This is a genomic window from Ralstonia pickettii (assembly GCF_001699815.1).
Taxonomy (GTDB): Bacteria; Pseudomonadota; Gammaproteobacteria; order Burkholderiales; family Burkholderiaceae; genus Ralstonia; species Ralstonia thomasii.
Genome location: NZ_MCGB01000104.1, coordinates 46,864 through 67,050, shown reverse-complemented (window position 1 = coordinate 67,050; position 20,187 = coordinate 46,864). Strand labels below are relative to the sequence as shown.

The 20,187-nt window shown below is 64.4% G+C and carries 16 protein-coding genes, 1 pseudogene and 1 riboswitch; of the genes and pseudogenes, 11 read left to right on the top strand and 6 right to left on the bottom strand.

Features of this window, described 5'->3' with window-relative positions; translation table 11 throughout:
- Nucleotides 1–315 precede the first annotated feature (315 nt).
- Together BEK68_RS22820 and dbpA are read left to right on the top strand one after the other, a co-directional pair.
- Nucleotides 316–501, top strand: a complete 186-nt coding sequence (locus BEK68_RS22820) for a hypothetical protein (protein WP_024542192.1) — start codon at nt 316–318, stop codon at nt 499–501.
- A gap of 14 nt (nt 502–515) precedes the next feature.
- On the top strand, nt 516–1,913 hold the full coding sequence (gene dbpA, locus BEK68_RS22815; RefSeq protein ID WP_012430334.1) for an ATP-dependent RNA helicase DbpA: 1,398 nt from the start codon (nt 516–518) through the stop codon (nt 1,911–1,913).
- Nucleotides 1,914–1,963: 50 nt separating this feature from the next.
- Here the strand turns inward: dbpA and chrA are convergent, their stop codons facing one another.
- Nucleotides 1,964–3,199, bottom strand: coding sequence for a chromate efflux transporter (gene chrA / locus BEK68_RS22810; RefSeq protein WP_012430333.1), 1,236 nt, complete (start codon nt 3,197–3,199; stop codon nt 1,964–1,966).
- Nucleotides 3,200–3,323: 124 nt separating this feature from the next.
- Between chrA and BEK68_RS22805 the strand changes: the two genes are divergently transcribed.
- The 3 genes from BEK68_RS22805 (at nt 3,324) to BEK68_RS22795 (ending at nt 7,087) form a co-directional block, all read left to right on the top strand.
- Nucleotides 3,324–4,706, top strand: a complete 1,383-nt coding sequence (locus BEK68_RS22805; RefSeq protein ID WP_012430332.1) for an ethanolamine ammonia-lyase subunit EutB — start codon at nt 3,324–3,326, stop codon at nt 4,704–4,706.
- Between the two features lie 20 nt (nt 4,707–4,726).
- Nucleotides 4,727–5,518, top strand: a complete 792-nt coding sequence (gene eutC, locus BEK68_RS22800) for an ethanolamine ammonia-lyase subunit EutC (RefSeq protein WP_012430331.1) — start codon at nt 4,727–4,729, stop codon at nt 5,516–5,518.
- 64 nt (nt 5,519–5,582) lie between these two features.
- Nucleotides 5,583–5,688: riboswitch (glycine riboswitch) on the top strand.
- A gap of 145 nt (nt 5,689–5,833) precedes the next feature.
- On the top strand, nt 5,834–7,087 hold the full coding sequence (locus BEK68_RS22795; RefSeq protein ID WP_012430330.1) for a D-amino acid dehydrogenase: 1,254 nt from the start codon (nt 5,834–5,836) through the stop codon (nt 7,085–7,087).
- 67 nt (nt 7,088–7,154) lie between these two features.
- On the opposite strand, the gene BEK68_RS22790 is transcribed toward BEK68_RS22795, so the two are convergent.
- Both BEK68_RS22790 and BEK68_RS22785 read right to left on the bottom strand, forming a co-directional pair.
- On the bottom strand, nt 7,155–8,219 hold the full coding sequence (locus BEK68_RS22790) for a porin (protein WP_012430329.1): 1,065 nt from the start codon (nt 8,217–8,219) through the stop codon (nt 7,155–7,157).
- Between the two features lie 121 nt (nt 8,220–8,340).
- The gene (locus tag BEK68_RS22785) at nt 8,341–10,227 is read right to left on the bottom strand and encodes a bifunctional sugar phosphate isomerase/epimerase/4-hydroxyphenylpyruvate dioxygenase family protein (protein WP_012430328.1); all 1,887 of its coding nucleotides are present in this window, start codon (nt 10,225–10,227) and stop codon (nt 8,341–8,343) included.
- 130 nt (nt 10,228–10,357) lie between these two features.
- On the opposite strand from BEK68_RS22785, the gene BEK68_RS22780 reads away from it, so the two are divergent.
- The 5 genes from BEK68_RS22780 to BEK68_RS22760 all read left to right on the top strand — a co-directional run bounded on the left by BEK68_RS22780 (nt 10,358) and on the right by BEK68_RS22760 (nt 15,945).
- Nucleotides 10,358–11,125 (top strand): IclR family transcriptional regulator domain-containing protein, encoded by a 768-nt coding sequence (locus BEK68_RS22780; protein ID WP_009240699.1) that lies wholly within the window; start codon nt 10,358–10,360, stop codon nt 11,123–11,125.
- Between the two features lie 231 nt (nt 11,126–11,356).
- A complete protein-coding gene (locus BEK68_RS22775) occupies nt 11,357–12,742 on the top strand; it encodes an MFS transporter (RefSeq protein WP_004627269.1) in 1,386 nt (461 codons plus the stop codon).
- 19 nt (nt 12,743–12,761) lie between these two features.
- Nucleotides 12,762–13,595, top strand: coding sequence for a shikimate dehydrogenase family protein (locus BEK68_RS22770; protein WP_012430327.1), 834 nt, complete (start codon nt 12,762–12,764; stop codon nt 13,593–13,595).
- Nucleotides 13,596–13,599: 4 nt separating this feature from the next.
- Nucleotides 13,600–14,790: an MFS transporter gene (locus BEK68_RS22765; protein WP_012430326.1), complete on the top strand. Its 1,191-nt coding sequence runs from the start codon at nt 13,600–13,602 to the stop codon at nt 14,788–14,790.
- Nucleotides 14,791–14,871: 81 nt separating this feature from the next.
- On the top strand, nt 14,872–15,945 hold the full coding sequence (locus BEK68_RS22760; RefSeq protein ID WP_012430325.1) for a 4-hydroxyphenylpyruvate dioxygenase family protein: 1,074 nt from the start codon (nt 14,872–14,874) through the stop codon (nt 15,943–15,945).
- Between the two features lie 76 nt (nt 15,946–16,021).
- Here the strand turns inward: BEK68_RS22760 and ggt are convergent, their stop codons facing one another.
- Both ggt and BEK68_RS22750 read right to left on the bottom strand, forming a co-directional pair.
- On the bottom strand, nt 16,022–17,752 hold the full coding sequence (gene ggt / locus BEK68_RS22755; RefSeq protein WP_012430324.1) for a gamma-glutamyltransferase: 1,731 nt from the start codon (nt 17,750–17,752) through the stop codon (nt 16,022–16,024).
- Nucleotides 17,753–17,895: 143 nt separating this feature from the next.
- Nucleotides 17,896–18,372 carry an Lrp/AsnC family transcriptional regulator gene (locus tag BEK68_RS22750; RefSeq protein ID WP_004627279.1) on the bottom strand — a complete coding sequence of 159 codons (477 nt, stop codon included), beginning with the start codon at nt 18,370–18,372 and terminating at the stop codon, nt 17,896–17,898.
- An 80-nt stretch (nt 18,373–18,452) separates the two neighbouring features.
- Between BEK68_RS22750 and BEK68_RS22745 the strand changes: the two are divergent.
- Nucleotides 18,453–19,660 (top strand): annotated as a pseudogene (locus BEK68_RS22745) (cystathionine beta-lyase).
- Between the two features lie 11 nt (nt 19,661–19,671).
- Here BEK68_RS22745 and BEK68_RS22740 read toward each other — a convergent pair.
- Nucleotides 19,672–20,151, bottom strand: a complete 480-nt coding sequence (locus BEK68_RS22740; RefSeq protein WP_198135802.1) for an Lrp/AsnC family transcriptional regulator — start codon at nt 20,149–20,151, stop codon at nt 19,672–19,674.
- Nucleotides 20,152–20,187: the final 36 nt, after the last annotated feature.

The following is a 20,187-nucleotide window of genomic DNA, read 5'->3' as shown; positions in this document are numbered from 1 at the left end:
GGGTGTGTTAGAGTCCGGCGGGGAAAACGCGGCGGTCTGCAACATCGGGCCCAGATTTCCATCGCGCTCCAGGTTGTGCCCGCGAATCTGTCGCAACCACAGGATGCATTGAGCGCAACGCGCCGACTCCATCAGACGAGATGCAATCTCCACTGCTCGGGCCAAAATAGGCCCAGGGCAGTGCAAACTCCTGCAAATGGCGCGGCAAAGCCATTTGTGGTTGAGGTACCCATCTGGATTCATATCGGTGCACTCGCAGCCCCTGACTACCACCTCGTCATCGAGGCGCAACACAACATCCATTTAGAGAAAACCGTGTTCATTTGCATCAACCAGAGCTGCGGCACGCAGTGGCAGCTTTCCGACGTCGTGATCAAAGACGAGGGCCAAGGGCCGCTGTTCCGCTGTGCGCTGTGCGGCGCACGCAACTATGTCGAACGCTTCGAAGCTGCCGACGGCACCGTCGTCTACGAACAACTCGAAGGCAAGCCGTACAAGTGACCCAGCGCAACAACATGACCCTCGAACCGACCGCCACGCCCTTCAGCACCCTAGCGCTCGCCCCGGCTGTGCTCGCGAACCTTGCGCAGCTAGGCTATACCGACATGACGCCGATCCAGGCCGCAAGCCTGCCGATCGCCCTTGCCGGCCACGATCTGATCGCGCAGGCAAAAACGGGCAGCGGCAAAACCGCTGCGTTTGCGCTGGCCCTGCTCGCACGGCTCGACGCGCGCAGCTTCGACGTGCAGGCGATGGTGCTGTGCCCTACGCGCGAACTTGCCGATCAGGTGGCGCAGGAGATCCGCCGCCTGGCCCGTGCCGAAGAAAACGTGAAGGTGCTGACGCTGTGCGGCGGCACACCGATGCGCCCGCAGGCCGCAAGCCTGGAGCACGGCGCCCACGTCATCGTCGGCACGCCGGGCCGCATCATGGACCATCTGGAGCGCGGCAATCTCGCGCTCGGTGCACTGAAGACGCTGGTGCTGGACGAAGCAGACCGCATGCTCGACATGGGTTTCTTCGATGACATTGCGACGGTCGTGCGCCAATGCCCGGCCGACCGGCAAACGCTGCTGTTCTCGGCGACGTACCCGGAAGGTATTGCAAAGCTGAGCCAGCGGATTCTGCGCAACCCGAAGGAAGTGAAGCTCGAAGAGCGCCACGACGACAGCAAGATCCGCCAGCGCTTCTACGAGGTGACCGACAGCCAGCGGCTGCATGCGGTGGGGCAACTGCTCAAGCACTACCGTCCGGTCAGCACGCTCGCGTTCTGCAACACGAAGCAGCAATGCCGAGACCTGCTCGACGTGTTGCGCGCGCAGGGCATTCACGCGCTTGCGCTGCATGGCGAACTCGAACAGCGTGAGCGCGACCAGGTGTTGATCCAGTTCGCGAACCGCAGTTGCTCAGTGCTGGTTGCGACCGACGTTGCCGCGCGAGGGCTCGATATCGCCCAGCTTGAAGCGGTGATCAACGTTGACGTGACGCCCGATCCCGAAGTGCACGTGCACCGGATTGGCCGCACAGGCCGCGCCGATGAGAACGGCTGGGCGCTGAGCCTCGCCAGCATGGATGAGATGGGCCGCGTCGGCAATATCGAAGAGGCGATGGGCCGCGAGGTCGAATGGCACCAGCTCGACGAGCTGGATACCGGCAATGACGCACCACTGCTGCCGCCAATGGAAACGCTGCAGATTCTCGGCGGCCGCAAGGAGAAGATCCGCCCCGGCGATGTGCTGGGTGCGCTGACCGGCGATGCGGGTTTTCGCGGCGACCAGATCGGCAAGATCAACGTGACCGAATTCTCGACGTACGTTGCGGTCGAACGCGGCATCGCGCGCGACGCGCTGCGCAAGCTCAACGCCGGCACGTTGAAGGGCAAGAAGGTCAGGGTTCGGCTGATGGATGAATGACGCCCCTGCCCTGCGCAGCTACCGGTTGCCGCCCGCAGGAAGCGCGTGATTCAACCCAGCATGGCAGCGGCAACACCCGCCGCCGCACAGAACGCCACCACGATCAGCGGTGGCGTTTTCCATTGCGTCAGCAGCAGGAACGCAATCGCCGCGACGGCAAAATCGAGCCATGACCGCACGGCGCTCGTCCAGACCGGCGTGTAAAGGGCAAACGCCAGCAACCCAACCACTGCGGCATTCACCCCCGCAAGCAACGCTGCCATGGACGGGCGCGCGCGCAATCCCTGCCAGTAAGGCAACGCCGCGATGACCAACAGCAAGCCCGGCAGGAAAATACCCACCGTAGCGAGGGCAGCACCGGCCCAGTGATTGAGCCCGGGGCCGATCGTCCAACCGAGGAAAGCGGCGAAGGTGAAGAGCGGCCCCGGCACGGCCTGTGCGGCACCGTAGCCAGCCAAAAAATCGTTCGATGCCACCCAACCGGTCGCGACCGTCTGCTGCTCCAGCAACGGAAGCACGACGTGCCCGCCCCCAAAAACCAATGCACCCGAACGATAGAACGCGTCGAATACCTTCGCGGGCATCCACGGATGAAGATCCGTCAGAACCGGAAGTCCGAACAGCAGCGCGCAGAACAACGCCAGGCTGACGATGCTGGCCACGTGAGACACGCGGAATGCGGCCTCCTGCCCTGCCCTCTGGCTACCGCTGGCCGGAAGGGATGTCCGGCACAACACCAGGCCCAGCGCGGCGCCAAGCGCAATCACGACAAGTTGCGCGTAGACGGTCGTCAACGCGCCAAGCACGGCGATGCTGAGTACCGCGATGCCTGCGCGCTGCCAGTCTGGACAGAGCTTGCGCGCCATGTCCCACACGGCCTGCGCCACCACAGCAACGGCAACCAGCTTCAAACCGTGGATCAGGCCCGCGCCAAACGGGCCGCCGAGGCTCGGCGCGAGCATCGCAAATGCCAGCAGCAACAAGACGGAAGGCAGCGTAAAGCCGCACCACGCCGCCAACCCGCCGCGCCAGCCGGCCCGGAGCAGGCCGACGGAAAACCCGACCTGGCTGCTGGCAGGCCCCGGCAGAAACTGGCACAGCCCGACCAGATCGGTGAATGTTACGTCGTCCAGCCAACGGCGGCGCTCCACGAACTCGCGGCGGAAGTAGCCGATATGCGCGACAGGGCCGCCGAAGCTCGTGAGGCCCAGCTTGAGAAAGACCGCCAGCACTTCCATGGCAGAGCCCGCTTGATGTGTACGGGACGGTGTGGCGGAAGCGGTCATTGGCGCGGGATATCGACGTTTGAGAAACCCGTATTAGAACATTGCCGCCATGGCTTGGAAGGCAACTAAAGTGGCAGGATAGGCATCGCCGTCACCGCCATTGGACTCTGCCGGGTATCCTATCATGCACTTTGACCACACCATTGGCGCACAGCGCCATGTGTTCAACGATCTCAAGACGCTGCTGGCCAAGGCCAGCCCGTCGCGTTCGGGCGACTATCTGGCTGGCTTGGCAGCCGCCAGCGAAGGCGAACGCATGGCCGCGCGCATGGCGCTGGCGGATGTGCCGCTGTCGGTGTTTCTCAACGAAGCGCTGGTGCCCTATGAAGACGACGAGGTCACGCGCCTGATTCTTGATCGGCACGACGCGCAGGCCTTCCAGCCGATCGCCTCGCTCACAGTGGGGGAATTCCGCAACTGGCTGCTCCTGCATGAGACCGACAGCCAGACACTGGCAAGCGTCGCGACCGGCGTCACGCCGGAAATGGCCGCCGCGGTCAGCAAGCTGATGCGCAACCAGGATCTGGTCGCCGTGGCGCGCAAGTGCCGCGTGGTCACGCGCTTTCGCAACACCATCGGTTTGCCCGGCCGGTTGTCGGTCCGGCTGCAGCCCAACCACCCGACGGATGACCCCAAAGGCATTGCTGCATCGATCATCGATGGCCTGCTCTATGGCTGCGGCGACGCGACCATCGGCATCAACCCGGCCGGCGACAATCTCGGCGCCATCGTTTCGCTGCTGCAATTGGTTGACGAACTGCGCAATCGCTACGCCATTCCCACGCAGTCTTGCGTACTGACGCACGTGACGAACACGGTGCGCGCCATTGACCAAGGTGCGCCGGTCGACCTGATGTTCCAGTCGGTGGCGGGCAGCGAACAGGCCAACGCGCGATTCGGCATCAGCCTCGCCTTGCTGGCCGAGGCCCATGACGCCGCGCAGAGCCTGGCGCGCGGCACGGTCGGCAACAACGTGATGTATTTCGAGACCGGCCAGGGCAGCGCGCTGTCGGCCAACGCACACCACGGTGTGGATCAGCAGACCATGGAAGCGCGCGCGTATGCGGTGGCGCGGGCGTTCTCGCCGCTGCTGGTCAATACGGTGGTCGGCTTTATCGGGCCGGAGTATCTGTACGACGGCAAGCAGATCATCCGCGCTGGATTGGAAGACCACTTCTGCGGCAAGCTGATGGGCCTGCCGATGGGCTGCGACGTCTGCTATACCAACCACGCAGAAGCCGATCAGGACGACATGGATACGCTGCTCACGCTGTTTGGCGTGGCGGGCATCCATTTCATCATGGGCGTGCCGGGCGCTGACGACATCATGCTGAATTACCAGAGTACGTCGTTCCATGACGCGCTCTATCTGCGCGACATGCTGGGGTTGCGACCCGCACCGGAGTTCGAGGCGTGGCTACAAAGCATGGGCATCGTCGATGCTGCCGGCCGCCTGCAAGACGCCACGGCGCGGCAACCGCTGCTGCAGTTGGCTCACGCACTGTGAATTCCGTGGGGAAGCCAGACATGCCGAAACACACCCTCGTCCAGCTGAATCCGTGGGCGCACCTGCGCGCCTTTACCGACGCCCGTATCGCGCTGGGCCGCGCCGGCAACAGCCAGACGACCGACGCCGTGCTGGCGTTTGGCGTGGCGCATGCCCAGGCGCGCGACGCCGTGCACCTGCCGCTCGATAGCGCAGCGGTGGCGACCGCACTGGGCGAAGCGGGCTTCACGGCGGTGACGGCGCACAGCGCGGCAGCCGATCGCGCGGAATACCTGCGCCGTCCCGACCTTGGCCGCCGCCTTGACGAGGCCAGCCGCGCAAGACTTGGCGCGTTGCGGCCAGCGCAGCCGTTCGACGTTGTCTTCGTGATTGCCGATGGGCTCTCCGCATTGGCGGTGCAAAGCCATGCAGTGCCGCTGCTATGCAGCGTGCGTGAGCGTCTGCCGGCCGGCTGGTCGATCGGGCCAGTCGCCATCGCAGAGCAGTCCCGGGTTGCGCTGGGGGATGAGATCGGTGCACTGCTGGGCGCGCGGCAGGTGGTGATGCTGATCGGTGAGCGGCCAGGGTTGAGTTCGCCTGACAGCCTAGGCATTTACCTGACCTACGCCCCGCGTGTTGGCCGTTCCGATGCGGAGCGGAACTGCATCTCCAATGTGCGGCCGGCAGGTCTGACCTATGACCAGGCAGCGACCCGGCTGGTGTTCCTGCTCAACGGCGCGCTGGCGCTGGGCCGCAGTGGCGTCGACCTGAAGGACGACACGCCGGCCGTTGCCTACGGGGCAGCCCGACTTGCCGAACGTCACGACCCATGACACACTCCCTCCCGCTGCCCACACCGGCAGCACGCAGGCGCGGCTGACGCTCCAACGACAGCTGCAACACGCCGCAGGAGAGACCGGGCTCAACGCACACGCGCGCAACGCCCGGCGCCGATGGAGCAACCACCCCGGAAACTCTCAGGCAAAAGGACTGTGGCGTCGACTGCGAATCTGGAGAGAGGCGTGCACGCGCGCGCCCACCGAAGGGGAAGGCGCCAGCGCTGCTGACGCCCAAGCTCTCAGGTCCCAAGACAGATGGGGTGAGCCGACCGGATCGTCCGGTCATGACATCACTCCATAGGGACCGCCATGACGCACATCGTCATCGTCGGCGCCGGCATATCCGGCGTCACCACTGCTTACACGCTCTCGCAACTCGGTTATCAGGTCACGGTACTCGACCGCCACCTGTATCCGGCCATGGAAACATCGTTCGCCAACGGCGGGCAGCTTTCCGCCAGCAACGCTGAAGTCTGGAACAGCACTGGCACGCTGCTCAAGGGCATCAAATGGATGCTGCGCAACGATGCCCCGCTGCTGCTCAATCCCAAGCCCTCGTGGCACAAATACTCGTGGATCGGCGAGTTCGTGGCCAGCATCGCGCACTACCGCCGCAACACCATCGAAACCACACGCATGGCCATCGAGGCACGCAAGCATCTGTTTGCGATGGCGGAACGCGAGCAGATCGATTTCGACCTGCAGAAGCGCGGCATTCTGCACGTCTATCACGACAAGGCCAGCTTTGCGGCAGCAGGCAAGGCCAACGCCCTGCTCGTCGCCGGCGGCCTTGAGCGCCACGCCGTGAGCCCCGAGGAGATTGCCGCCATTGAGCCGACGCTACGCGGCAACTACTACGGCGGCTACTTCACCGAATCCGACGCCACCGGTGACATCCACAAGTTCACGCGGGGCCTTGCGCAGGCCTGCGAAAGGCGCGGCGTGCGCTTCATGCAAGGCGTGGATGTGCGCGATGTGCAAACCACTGAAGGCGGCGTCAGCCTCCTGCTGCAGACCACGCTGGATGACCGCCTTTCCACCAGTGCGGCGAATATCGTTCAGGACCTTGCCGCCGATGCGATGGTCGTCTGCGCGGGCGTGGGCAGCCGGCATATCGCGCAACTGGTGGGCGATCGCATCAACGTGTATCCGGTCAAGGGTTATTCGATCACGGTGCACCTGGACGATGAAGCCAGCGTGCAAGGCGCGCCGTGGGTCAGCCTGCTGGATGAGAGCGCGAAGATCGTGACAAGCCGCTTGGGCACTGGCCGGTTCCGCGTGGCCGGCACGGCGGAGTTCAATGGCTACAACCGCGACATCCGCGCCGACCGCATCGAACCCCTGGTGGCCTGGACGCGCCGCAACTTTGCGATTGGCACGTCGCGCGTGGTGCCCTGGGCCGGCTTGCGCCCGATGATGCCGGACATGATGCCGCGCGTCGGCCGTGGCAGGCACGCGCGCGTGTTCTACAACACAGGCCACGGGCACCTCGGCTGGACGCTGTCCGGCGCCACTGCCGCGATGGTGGGCGACGTGATCGCGCGAGATTGCCCGGTGCATTGATCGCAGAAAACGAAAAAGCCCGCCGGGACGCTGGCGGGCTTTTTCATTGCGAGAACGATCCAAGCGATCAGAACTTGTGTCGCACGCCCAGCATCACGCCCAAGCGCGAGTTGTTGCCGTACAGGTTGCCGGAGTTGTTGAACGCGGCGGCGCTGTCCAACGCCACCCAACTCCCCTGCAGATGCGTGTAGTCCACCTCGGCATACACATCGGTGCGCTTGCTGAAGGCGTAGTCGAGCATGCCGGCGGTGGTCAGGCGCTTGCCGCTGGAATCGAGGTGCTTCATCCAGTCGTACTGCACGGTGCCGATGAAGCTCAGTGCGCCGGAGATCGGCACCTTTGCGCCCACATAGGCGGCCTGGTTCTTGTAGTCGGCCACGTCGAGGCGGCTGTTCGTGTAGCCGAGGTACCACGTGGCAATCGAGGTATCCAGCTTGCCGCCAAAACCCCAGACCGTCTGCTTGCTGGCAAGCGCCGCCGGCACCGCGCCGAAGAACGCCGACGACACATCGCGCGTGACCTGATACACCGCGCCCACTTCAGCCGACCCCATGCTGTAGACGACCGAGCCGGCGCCGGCCGAACTCTTGCTGAAGCTGCCTGCCGCTTCACCAAAGGTCCATGCTCCGGCAAGTTGCAGGCCGCCGAACGACTTGATGTACTTGACCGTGTTGTCGTAGCGCAGGCCGGTGTAGTTGCCGCCCTGATAGCCGACGATGGAGTTGTTGGCGAACGCCATCGCTTCGTACGAAGACAGCACTTCATGCGCCAGCGTGTATTGCCGGCCGAGGTAGAGCTTGCCGTAGTCGCCTTCCAGGCCCACCACCGCGGTGCGTCCGAACAGGCGCCCGCCCTGCTGGCTGCCGCCGGTATCGGGGAAGAAGCCCGATTCCAGGATGAACATGGCCTTGGTGCCGCCACCCAGGTCTTCGGTGCCACGCAGGCCCCAGCGGCTACCGGTCAGCACGCCGTCCATCATCTGCAGATTGCTGTTGCCTGCCGCGTTTTCGTGCGTGCTGTAGCGGATGGTGGTGTCGATCAGCCCGTAGAGCGTGACACCGCCGGTGGTTTGCGCTGCCGCTGGCAGGCTCGTGGCTCCGAGCACCAATGCGGCAATCATTGTCTTGTTCATGGCTCCCTTGTCTCCTCTTTGATGTGATGGGGATGGATGTGCAACGGCTGCCCGCGCAGCCGTGGTGTTGCGTGGATAACGCCCACGGCCGCACGACCGCGAGCGCCAAAGTCTTCGTGACTCAGTGATCAGCCGTATTGGTGGTGGTGCGGCTCAGTTGCGCCTGTACGGCCATGCGCACAGCGGCGTTTGCCGCGCCGTAGCCCAGGTAGCCGTTGCGCTGGACAAGCTCGAAGAAGAAGCGCTCGCGAAAGGGCTCGGTGTAGGTGTGCAGAAAATCGCCGTGCGGGTCGCGGTCGTAGAGCAGACCATCGTCGTGCAGGCGGGTGAGCAGCGCATCGTCCAGCCCCAGGCGGGCGGCAACGTCGTCGTAGTAGTTCTCTGGCACGTGCTGCAGGTGGGCGGCGCCTCGGTCGATGGCCTCAATCGTTTCGAACAGCCGCTCGGTGCGGAAGGCAATGTGATGCACGCCCGAGCCCGCGTAGGCGGCAATGAACCGGCCGGTGGCGGTGCGCCCGCTCTCCGATACGTTGAGCGGAATCCGCACGTTGCGGTCGGGGCTCACCATCGCACGGCTTTTGACTAGGCCGTACGGGTCGGCAATCTCCTGTTCGGGTTCGGCTTCCATGCCGAAGATGGCCCGGTAGAACAGCACGAAGCTGTCGAGCCGATGTGCGGGCAGCGCGTGCGCGACGTGGTCGATTGATGCCAATCCCGCTGCATCGTCCTGCATGCCAGGATGGAGAACGAAATCGCTTTCGTAGATGCTGCGATCGGCTTGGCGGTCGTCGATCAGATAGAGCAGCGTGCCATCGGGGGCCCGCAGCGCGGGAATGCTGCGTTCGGCAGGCCCCACCGGCCCGCGCCACTCCTGGGCGCACAGCACACGTGCGCGTGCCATGGCGCGCTCGGCGTCGTCCACCTTCAGGCCGATCGCGCAGACAGACGGCCCGTGCAGCTCGAAATGCTCCGACGCCGCGCTGTCCTGCTCCATGTTCAGGATCACGTTGACGCGGCCTTGCCGATACAGGTCAACGGCCTTGGAGCGATGGTGCCCGGCAAAGGCAAAACCCAGCGCACGCAGGCGCGTTTCAAGCTCCCGCCCTGCCGCGGCATCCACGGCAAACTCCAGGAAGTCCACGCCTTCAAATTGAGCTGCGGCCGGCAGTTCTGCCCCGCCCGCTTCGGACTCCAGCCAGAGTAGTGAACGCATGCCATCCAGCGCCGTGAGCCGCGCGGGCGCGGAGCGGAAATCGTCATTGAAGACTTCGAGCGACAAGGGCCCGGTATAGCCCGCAGCAAGCAAGTCGCGCGCAAAGTCCGTCACCGGCAGGTCGCCCTGCCCCGGGAAGTTACGGTGATGCCGGCTCCAGGACAGTACGTCCATCGACAGCCTTGGCGCATCGGCAAACTGCACGAAGAAGAGCTTGTCCGCCGGCACGTTGTGGAGGCCATCCAACGTGTCGCCCAGCGACAGCGTATGGAAGCTGTCGAGAATCAGCCCGAGCGCCGGGTGGTCAGCCTGCTGCACGATTTGCCACGCTTGCCGCCAGGTTCGCGTGTGCCGCCCCCATGCCAGCGCCTCGTAGCCCACACGCAGCCCACGCCCGGCCGCAGCTTCCGCCATCTGGCGCAGATCGTCTGCTGCGCGCGCCGGGTCGTCGATGGCGATGTCCTGCACGTTGCTGCATACCAGCACCGTCTCGACGCCCAGTTCGGCCATCACGTCGAACTTGCGCTCGGCGCGCGCCAGGTTTCGGGCGAACAACTCACGCGGCATGGCTTCGAAGTCACGGAACGGCTGGTACAGCATGATCGCGAGCCCAAGGTCTGCCGCCATCTGGCGCACGCGGTCCGGCGAGCCGTCGAAGTTCAGCAGATCGTTTTCGAAGATCTCGATGCCATCAAAACCGGCAGCGGCCGCCGCCTCCAGCTTTTCAGGCAGCGTGCCGGACAGGCACACGGTGGCGATGCATTTGGGATAGCGCGCTGCGCGGAGCGAATTCATGGCGATGCGTTGTCTGTCGATGCCCGCAGCGTAGGTGGCCACACCCCGCATTCACAAGCGGCATTCGCGCAACAGCGTGCGATCACCGTACAATCATGCGCACATATCGCTCGTTTTTAGGGTTATCGCCATGACGAAGGAACCGCTGAACCGGCGCGACTGGATTGCCGGGCTGGAAAAAGGGCTCGCGATCCTGGAGGCATTCGACCACGAGCACCCGCGGTTGACGCCCACCCAGGCCGCCGAGTTGACCGGCCTTACCCGCACAGCCGCGCGCCGTTACCTGCTGACGCTTGAACACCTGGGCTACCTCACCAGCGAAGGCACGCTGTTCAGTCTGACGCCGCGTGTGCTGAAGGTCGGCTGGTCGTACTTCGATTCGGCGCGCCTGCCGCGCACGGTGCAGCCGTTCCTGCAGCAGGTGACCGCCGCCGTGGGCGAGGTGGCATACCTCAGCGTGCTGGATGATTGGGAGCTCGTTTTCATTTCGCGCACCAGCACCAGTCGGGTCATGAGCACGGGATTCGTCCTGGGTGCACGCGTGCCCGCCCCGCTCGCGTCGGCCGGTGTGATGATGCTGGCCGCGCAACCCGAGCAGAAGGTCAAGGCATGGCTGGAAACCTGTGTGCTGACGCCGTACACGCCTTACACGATCCTGCAGCGGGACCGCCTGTTCGATGAAATCCGCAAGGCCGGCAGGCAGGACTACGCCGTGGTCGAACAGCAGTTGCAGATTGGCGTGCGGGGCGTGGCCGTGCCGTTGCGTGACCGGCACGGCAACGTGATCGCCGCGCTGAGCGTGAACATGCAGGTCGGTGAAGAAACCACCGAGCACGCCTTGCAGCGGGTACTGCAGGTGCTGCAGGACACCGCCCTTTCGATCATGCGCGTGCTGTAGCGCGCCACGCACCTTCGTTGCACCAGGACGCCATGCTTTGACACACGTACGGACTCGGAGAAACCCTTGAGTCGTGCGTTATTCGCACCATATTGTGCGATTATCGAACGAATTCAACGGGCGATCGCTTGTGCGTCGCCCCGGCGGCGGACTACGCTGCGTTGCGTGTACAGACGGCCCTTCATCGAACGCATCGCACGATAGGCCGCACAGATAAAACCGGAGACAACCATGACCGCAGCCCCTGCCCACGAGCCCTTGGGCAAGCACCAGTCGAAGAAAGCCGCCGCCAGCGGCTGGATCGGCTCGGCGCTCGAGTACTACGACTTCTTTATCTACGCCACCGCAGCGGCGCTGATCTTTCCGCAAATCTTCTTCCCCAAGGGCGACCCCAAGACGGCCATCATCGCCTCGCTGGCCACGTACGGCGTGGGTTACATCGCGCGGCCGATCGGGGCGTTCGTGCTGGGCCATCTGGGCGACACGCACGGGCGCAAGAACGTGCTGCTCTGGTGCATGTTCCTGATGGGTTTTTCGACCATTGCCGTGGGCTTGCTGCCCACGTACGACCAGGTTGGGCTGTGGGCTCCCACGTTGCTGGTCATCATGCGGCTGATCCAGGGGTTTGCCGTGGCCGGGGAAATTTCGGGCGCCAGTTCGATGATCCTGGAGCACGCACCATTTGGCCGGCGCGGGTTTTTTGCGAGCTTTACGCTGCAAGGGGTGCAGGCGGGCCAGATCCTGGCGGCTGCCGTGTTCTTGCCGCTGGCGCACTACATGCCGGCCGACCAGTTCAACAGCTGGGGCTGGCGCATTCCGTTCCTGCTGAGTTTCGTGGTCATCATCGCGGGCTACGTCATCCGCCGCGAAGTGCACGAAACACCGGCGTTTACCGCTGAGCAACAGCAACAAGGCCGCCCGCGCTCGCCCGTGATCGACGCTTTCAAATACAGCACGCCCGACATGTTGCGCGTGGTCTGCATGGCGCTGATGAACGTGATTCCGGTGGTGGCGACTATCTTTGGGGCCGCCTACGCGGTGCAGCCGGCTTACGGCATCGGCTTTGCCAAAGACATCTACCTGTGGATTCCGGTGGTGGGCAACATCGTTGCCGTGCTGGTCATTCCGTATGTTGGCGACCTGTCCGACCGCATCGGCCGCAAGCCACCGATCGTGCTGGGCTCGCTGCTCGCCGGCGTGCTTGCGTTTGCGTATCTGTATGCCATCAGCATCAAGAACGTGCCGCTGGCCTTTGGCATGTCGATCCTGATGTGGGGCGTGGTCTATCAGGGCTACAACGCGGTGTTCCCGAGCTTCTATCCGGAGCTGTTCCCGACGCGCACCCGTGTATCGGCTATGGCGATTTCGCAGAACATCGGCACCGCAATTACTGCCATGCTGCCGGCCCTCTTCACCGCCGTGGCACCGCCGGGAGCCACCAACATCTGGCTGACCGTGGGCGCCATTGCCTTTGGCGTAACGGTGATTGCCGCCGTGGCCGCCATGACCGCTCGTGAGACGTACCGCATCCACATGGACGACCTGGGTCAGCCAGCCGCCCAACCCGTCGACAAGGCAGAATATGCCCGCCAGCGGGCCGGAGCCCTCGCTGCCTGAAACACCCCTGCCCTGAACCATGATTTCTGGAAAAACCACCCTCATCGCCCACATCGGCTACCCGACCGAGACGTTCAAGTCGCCGATGATCTACAACCCCTGGTTCGAGCAAAAAGGCATCGATGCCGTTGTGATGCCCATGGGGGTCAAGGCAGAGGATTACCCGCAGAGCTTCGCGTCGATCTGCCGTTTCACCAACCTGCGGGGCGCGCTGATCACCATGCCGCACAAGGTCACCACGGTGGAGTTGGTCGATGAAGTCACGCCGGCGGTGCGCATTGCCGGCGCCTGCAATGCGGTGCTCAAGCGCGATGACGGCACGTTGCTGGGCGACCAGTTCGACGGCGCCGGCTTCGTGCGCGGCGTGCTGCGCAAGGGGCGCCAGCTGGAAGGCGCGCGCGTGCTGCTCTCGGGCGCCGGCGGTGTCGGCTCGGCGATTGCCGCGTCGCTGGCGGCGGCCGGTGTGGGCGAGTTGGCCCTGTACGACACGCGCGCAGAATCCGCCGAATCGCTCGGCCGACGTCTACTCGAGCACTACCCCGCGCTTGCGGTGGGTACCGGATCGAATGATCCGGATGGCTTCGATGTGGTCGTCAACGCCACACCTGTCGGTATGAAGGACGATGATCCTCTGCCCTTCGACGCCGCCCGCATCGCACCGAGCTGCTTCGTCGGCGAGGTCGTCATGAAATCCGAGTACACGCCGCTGCTGCGCGCGGCGCTCGACAAGGGTTGCGATGTCCAGGTCGGCACCGACATGCTGTTCGAGATGATTCCCGCGTACCTGGAGTTCTTCGGCTTCGGCACCGCCACCGCAGATGAGCTGCGGCGCAGCGCTGCCATTGCCTACTGAGCCGATGACGCGTCGCCCTCTGAGCTTTGCCCTGCTACTGCCGTTGTTACTGTCGGCACAGCCGGTTGCGACCGACAGCTACCTCCCCGCCCTGCCAGCCATTGCCCAGGCGCTGGGATCGGCCAGCACGAGCCTCACGGTCTTCGCGCTGGCCTTTGGCATCGGGCAACTGCCGATGGGCAGCCTGGCCGATCGTTTTGGCCGGCGCCATGTGCTGCTGATCGGGCTCGCGTGCTACGCCCTGGCTGCACTGGCCGGCGCGCTGGCGACAACCGCTTCCATGCTGACCGCTGCGCGCGCGCTGCAGGGCTTCTCGATGGCCGCCATCCTCGTGTGTGCGCGTGCTGCCGTACGCGATCTGCACCCGGCACGCGATGGTCCGCACGTCATGGCACGCGGCCTCACGGGGCTGGGCTTCGTGGCGTTGATGGCACCGATTCTCGGTGCCTTTGTCGCGCAACACGCGGGTTGGCGCTGGGTGCTGGTGGGCATGAGCCTCTATGCAATCGTGCTGTGGGCGATGTGCTGGTATGGCTTTGCCGAAACCCGGCAAGAGACACACATCCAGGCAGGCAGCGTGCGCGAGATCTTTGCCAGCGCGGATTTTCGCGCCTGGGGGCTGCTGGCGGCCACGACCTACGCCGGCATCTTCTGCTTCCTGCTGCTCTCGCCGATGGTCTATATCGCGTACCTCGGCTTATCGCCCGAGCTTTATGGTTGGATACCGGCTGGCGGCTCGCTCGTCTATATCGTGAGTACGACCGGCTGCCGGCGCCTGCTGCGCCGCCAGAGCCTCGTGCGGACGGTGCAGCAAGGCGCCACCCTCAGCCTGGTTGGCGCCGGCATCCAGGGTTTGGGCTGCTGGCTGCTTCCCGGACAAGCGTGGCCGCTGCTGCTCGGGCACGGCATCTATTGCATGGGCCACGGCATTCACCAGCCCTGCGGCCAGGCAGGCGCGGTGGGCGAGTTGCCGCACCTTGCGGGGCGCGCGGTGTCATGGTCGGGCTTCATCATGATGCTGGCGGCCTTCTGCCTGGGGCAGACCGCAGCAGCCTTTGATGACACGTCGCACAGCCTCGGCGCCTGGCCCATGGTGGTGCCGATGATGCTTGCCGGCACCGTGCTGGCGTCCATCGCCTTCCTTTGGCTGCCGAAGCTGCAGAGCCAGCCGGATCCACAAAGCGCTGCCGCATAGCGACTGCCGGATGCGCATTGCCACCCCCGTGGTACACAATGCGGTGTCCCCATTCTTTGCTTCAGCCACAGGAGTTTGACCATGAGCCGCAACGCCGACCTGCCGTTCAAGACCGCCGGCTTGGAGTTCATTGAGTTCGCCACGCAAGCGCCGGCAGCGCTCGGCCAGGTGTTCGCATCGCTCGGCTTCAAGGCCATCGCCCGGCACGTAAGCAAGGATGTCACGCTGTATCGGCAAGGCGACATGAACTTCCTCGTCAATGCTGAAGCCGATTCCTTCGCGCACCGCTGGGCCGAGGAATATGGCGTGGGTATCTGCGCCATCGGGATCCGCGTCGACGATGCCCAGCACGCCTATGACCGCGCCGTCGAACTGGGCGCATGGCCGGCCGAGGCAGAGCCGATCGGCCCGAGCGAACTCGTGATCCCGGCTATCCAGGGCGTGGGCGATACGCACCTGTATTTTGTCGACCGCTGGCGCGGCAAGCACGGTGCCAGGGGCGGCCTGGGCGACATCTCCATCTACGACATCGACTTCCGGCCGCTGGACGCCGCCACCGCGCATGAGGACTGGCACCACGCCGGCGTTGGACTGGCCCGCGTCGACCACCTGACGCAAACCGTCGGCCCCGGCCGCCTGCAGGATTGGATCGACTTCTACCGCAACCAGCTCGGCTTCAGCGAAATCCACGAGCTGCACGCCAACTGGCACGTGGCGGCCGATTCCCGCGTGATGGTGTCGTCGTGCGGCATGATCCGCATTCCGCTCTATGAAGAAGGCACGCACCGCGCCCATCTCATGCACGCCTACCTGCCCGACCATCCCGGCGAAGGCGTGCAGCATATTGCGCTGGCCACCGACGACATCCTGCGCACAGCCACATCGCTCGCCGCCAACGGCCTCACTTTCGTCGAGCCGCCCGCGCACTATTACGACACCGTCGACGCGCGCCTGCCTGGTCACGGATTGGATCTGCAAGCCCTGCGCCGATACGGCATCCTGGTCGACGGCGAAATCGTCGACGGCGCACCCAAACTGTTCCTGCAAACCTTCGTCAAGCGCCATCCGGGCGAGATCTTCTTCGAGATCGTGCAGCGACTCGGGCACCACGGCTTTGGCGAAGGTAACCTGCCGGTGCTGACCGCGGCAGCCTGATCCGGGAAACGCCGCAAAGAAAAAGCCCGCCAAGTTTCGGCGGGCTTTTTTCGTGCTGCGGGTGCTGCAATGCCAATCAATAACCGGCTGCCAGCCCCGTGTTGCGACGCGGATCATTCGCGCCATAGAAGCGGTTGTTGCCAACCGGCTTGCCGCCCAGCGACGGCGCCCCGACGATGATCGCCGCCAGGTGGTTGGCCGGCTGCGGCGCGCCAAGGTTGTGGCCCATCGATGTCAGGATCTTGCGCGTATCTTCCGACAGCGCATACGGCTCGACGTTGGTCACATCCGGCAGCCATTGCTGGTGGAAGCGCGGCATGTCGACGGCTTCCTGCACGTTCATGCCGTAGTCGATCGCGTTGATCATGGTCAGCATGACGGCCGTGATGATGCGGCTGCCGCCCGGCGTGCCCACCACCATGACAGGCTTGCCGTCCTTGGTGACGATCGTCGGGCTCATCGACGACAGCGGACGCTTGCCCGGGGCGATCGAGTTGGCCTCGCCCTGCACCAGACCGTACAGGTTCGGCACGCCGACCTTGGCGGTGAAGTCGTCCATCTCGTCGTTCAGGATCACGCCCGTCTTGGCCGCCGTGACCTTCGCACCAAACCAGTCGTTGAGCGTGTACGTGACCGACACCGCGTTGCCGTACTTGTCGGCAATCGAGTAGTGCGTCGTGTTGCTGCCTTCATGCGGCTCGACGCCCGGCTTGATGTCCTTCGACACGCCCGCCTTCTTCGGGTCGATCACGGCACGGATCTTGGCCGCGTAGTCCTTGCTCAGCAGACGGTCCAGCGGGTTCTTCACGAAATCGGGATCGCCCAGGTAGCTGTTGCGATCCACGTAGGCGTGGCGCATGGCTTCGATCTGGTAGTGCGTAGCCTGCGCGGAATGCCAGCCCAGATCTTTCAGCGGATAGCCTTCCAGGATGTTCAGCATTTCGCAGATGATCACGCCGCCCGAGCTCGGGGGCGGTGCCGACACCACGTGATAACCACGGTAGTCGCACTCGACCGGCGCCAGCTCGCGCGTCTTGTAGCTGACGAGATCATCTTGCGTGATCAGGCCACCGCCGGCCTTGCTCGATGCAGCAATGGCCTGCCCGACCCAGCCCTTGTAGAAGCCGTCGGTGCCATGTGTGCTGATCTCACGCAGCGTCTTGGCCAGATCATGCTGCACCAGCTTCTCGCCCACCTGGAAGGGCTGCCCCTTGTTCAGGAAGATCGCGCCCGATGCGGCGTCTTCCTGGAAGTCCTTGGTGGAGGTGTGCAGCATGTCGACATCGCCCTGATCGAGGACGAAGCCCTTTTCGGCCAGCGTGATGGCCGGTGCGATCAGTGCAGCGCGTTGCATGGTGCCGTACTTCTGGCGGGCGTATTCCATGCCGGACACGGTGCCCGGCACGCCCACGGCCAGATGACCCTTGGTGGACGCGCCCTTGATGACGTTGCCGTCCTTGTCCAGGTACATGTTGGCGGTGGCGGCCTTCGGGGCGACTTCACGGAAGTCGAGGAAGGTCTTGCGACCATCGGCCAGCTGGATGGTCATGAAACCACCGCCGCCCAGGTTGCCGGCTGCCGGATAGACCACGGCCAGCGCGTAGCCCACAGCCACTGCCGCGTCGACAGCATTGCCGCCGCGCTTGAGCACTTCCACGCCGACCTTGCTGGCCAGGTGCTGTGCCGCGACGACCATGCCGTTCTCTGCGGCCACGGGTGCGACGGATGCCGCGTGTGTGACGGTCGTGATGCTGATCGATGCGATTGCGGCGGCGATCCACCGCATGCCTGTTCTTGGATTCTGCATAGGAGCTCCTTTGGTACCCTCATGGACGCCGGTCGTGCCAGCGTACGTGTTATGGCGCGCGAACCTTATCAGGCGGCGCGCTGGCGCACTATAGCCTCATCCCCGTATTGACGCGTTGCGCGGGTGGTGGGACGCAGGCAACGCTAACCCAGTGGTACCTCAAGCCCAACCTTCACTCGGTTGAGCACCACGGCCGTGCGGTACCACTTGATGTTGTCGTTGTCGTCGAACAGGCGGCGCGCGAGGGCTTCGTATTCCGTCATCGTGGCCACGTTCAGGATGAGGACGAAATCGGCCTCGCCGGTCACGTAGTAGCACTGCTGCACCTCTGGGCCGGAGAGCGCCCTCTTGAGCGCGGCCATTGCCGCGGTATTGGTGCGCTCGGCATGCACCTCAACGATCACGGTGATGGGTTTGCCCACCCGCTCAGGGTGCACCACCGCCACGTTGCCGACGATGACGCCCGCCTCCTCCATCCGCTTGATGCGCCGCTGCACGGCTGCGGTCGATAGATTGACCTCCTCCCCGATCACACGCAGCGGCGTGGTGTAGCACCGCTGCACGGCGTTGAGGATGGCGATGTCGAAGGCGTCGAGTTCGAGCGATTTCTGTGGGGCCATGGCCGACTCGGAGCGAGAAATTTTTGCGTCTGGCTCGGCAGAATAGCTGAAATTGCTCTCCGGACGTGACATAGGATTTCATGGTTCATGTGTTCGCAGAGGCCCATCCCATGCATTGGCAATCCCGGCTCGTCAGCCCGGAAACCCTTGCCCCTGGCGGTTTTCGTTCATTAGTGACACCGGTCTACCACGGTTCAACCGTGCTGTGCGACCACGCGGCGCAGGTCGTGGACGACTGGCGCCATGCGCAGCACGGCTATACCTACGGCCTCTACGGCACACCGACCGCCATCGAACTCGGCGCACGGATTGCGCAACAGGAGCGCGCTCGCCACAGCTTTATCGTCCCCGGCGGGCAGGCTGCCATCGCCCTCGTCTACTTGGCCTGCTGCGGGGCGGGCAGCCATGCACTGGTGTCTTCAGTGCGTACGGACCCAATCGCAGCATGGCCGACGGCCTGCTCAAACGCATGGGTATCGACATCGAAACCTATGACCCGCTCATCGGCGCGGGCATCGCCGGGCGCATCCGCCCGAACACCGCGCTCGCTTGGACGGAGAGCCCCGGCTCGGTCACGAGGGAAGTGCAAGACGTGCCGGCAATCGTGGCTGCGGCGCACGCGCGCGGCGTGCCGGTGGCGCTCGACAACACCTACATGGCCGGCGTGTATTTCGATGCCTTTGCGCATGGTGTGGGCATCAGCATGCAGGCATTGACCAAGTACGTTGGCGGCCACAGCGACCTGTTGCTCGGTTCGGTATCGGTCAACTCGAAGGCGATGTTCGAACGTGTAGGCAGCGCGTTTGCCGACCTGGGCATGGGCGCCTCGCCCGACGATTGCAGCCTGGCGCTGCGTGGCCTGCAAACGCTGGGGCAGCGGCTTGAGCGCCTGCAAGCCTCCACGCTGGCGGTGGCGCGCTGGCTTCATCTGCAGGATTGCATTGCCACTGTGCTGCATCCGGCGCTGCCGTCATGTCCTGGCCATGAACTCTGGAAGCGCGACTTTACCGGCGCAACCAGCGTGTTTTCGGTGGTGTTCCAGGAAAGCGTCACCGCCGAACAGGTCAATGCATTCATCGATGCGCTGCGCATGTTCCGGATTGGCATGAGCTGGGGCGGCACGAGCAGCCTGGTGATGCCATATCCGGATCTGGCACGGCCGAACCGCCACTATCGCGGCCGCCTGGTGCGGCTCAATGTCGGCCTGGAGGCGCCGGAAGACCTGATTGCCGATCTGCGGCAAGCCATGGCTCGCGCAGCCATCCAGGAGCCCGCCGCCGTCGCATGACCGCCGGCGCGTCATTCAGCCGATGCAAACGGCGGCGCACGCCGCTTGACCGGCTGCGTCTTGACGATGGCGGTGTTGGTCTCGGCGTGATAGGCCACGCGATCGAGAATCTGGTCGAGCTGATCGATCGAGCGCACGTACAGCCGGGCGATGAAGCAGTCCTCGCCGGTGACCTTGTCGCACTCGCCAATCTCCGGAATCTCTTCGATCAGCTTCTGCACGATATGCAGCTTGCCCGGCATGGGCCGCACCCGGACGATGGCCTGCAGCGTGTAACCCAGCGATGCCGGGTCAATGTCGATGGTGTAATGCCGGATCACGCCGCGCTCTTCCAGCCGGCGCAGACGCTCCGACACGCTGGGGGACGACAGCCCCACCTGCTCGGCGAGTTGCTTGAGCGAGATGCGGGAATCGGTCAGCAGGACGTCAAGAATGCGTTGATCAAGCGCGTCAATCGTATTCACCGTGCCTCCTTTCGCCCATTCAGGCATTTCGCCTTATTTCATTAGAAAGAACTTTTAGTTTGC

What these genes read in the sequence shown, in the direction of transcription:
- BEK68_RS22750 (WP_004627279.1), bottom strand. Translation starts at nt 18,372, where the DNA reads ATGGCCCCACAGAAATCGCTCGAACTCGACGCCTTCGACATCGCCATC.
- BEK68_RS22760 (WP_012430325.1), top strand. Translation starts at nt 14,872, where the DNA reads ATGAGCCGCAACGCCGACCTGCCGTTCAAGACCGCCGGCTTGGAGTTC.
- BEK68_RS22785 (WP_012430328.1), bottom strand. Translation starts at nt 10,227, where the DNA reads ATGAATTCGCTCCGCGCAGCGCGCTATCCCAAATGCATCGCCACCGTG.
- BEK68_RS22795 (WP_012430330.1), top strand. Translation starts at nt 5,834, where the DNA reads ATGACGCACATCGTCATCGTCGGCGCCGGCATATCCGGCGTCACCACT.
- dbpA (WP_012430334.1), top strand. Translation starts at nt 516, where the DNA reads ATGACCCTCGAACCGACCGCCACGCCCTTCAGCACCCTAGCGCTCGCC.
- BEK68_RS22790 (WP_012430329.1), bottom strand. Translation starts at nt 8,219, where the DNA reads ATGAACAAGACAATGATTGCCGCATTGGTGCTCGGAGCCACGAGCCTG.
- BEK68_RS22775 (WP_004627269.1), top strand. Translation starts at nt 11,357, where the DNA reads ATGACCGCAGCCCCTGCCCACGAGCCCTTGGGCAAGCACCAGTCGAAG.
- BEK68_RS22740 (WP_198135802.1), bottom strand. Translation starts at nt 20,151, where the DNA reads ATGCCTGAATGGGCGAAAGGAGGCACGGTGAATACGATTGACGCGCTT.
- ggt (WP_012430324.1), bottom strand. Translation starts at nt 17,752, where the DNA reads ATGCAGAATCCAAGAACAGGCATGCGGTGGATCGCCGCCGCAATCGCA.
- BEK68_RS22765 (WP_012430326.1), top strand. Translation starts at nt 13,600, where the DNA reads ATGACGCGTCGCCCTCTGAGCTTTGCCCTGCTACTGCCGTTGTTACTG.
- chrA (WP_012430333.1), bottom strand. Translation starts at nt 3,199, where the DNA reads ATGACCGCTTCCGCCACACCGTCCCGTACACATCAAGCGGGCTCTGCC.
- BEK68_RS22805 (WP_012430332.1), top strand. Translation starts at nt 3,324, where the DNA reads ATGCACTTTGACCACACCATTGGCGCACAGCGCCATGTGTTCAACGAT.
- eutC (WP_012430331.1), top strand. Translation starts at nt 4,727, where the DNA reads ATGCCGAAACACACCCTCGTCCAGCTGAATCCGTGGGCGCACCTGCGC.
- BEK68_RS22780 (WP_009240699.1), top strand. Translation starts at nt 10,358, where the DNA reads ATGACGAAGGAACCGCTGAACCGGCGCGACTGGATTGCCGGGCTGGAA.
- BEK68_RS22770 (WP_012430327.1), top strand. Translation starts at nt 12,762, where the DNA reads ATGATTTCTGGAAAAACCACCCTCATCGCCCACATCGGCTACCCGACC.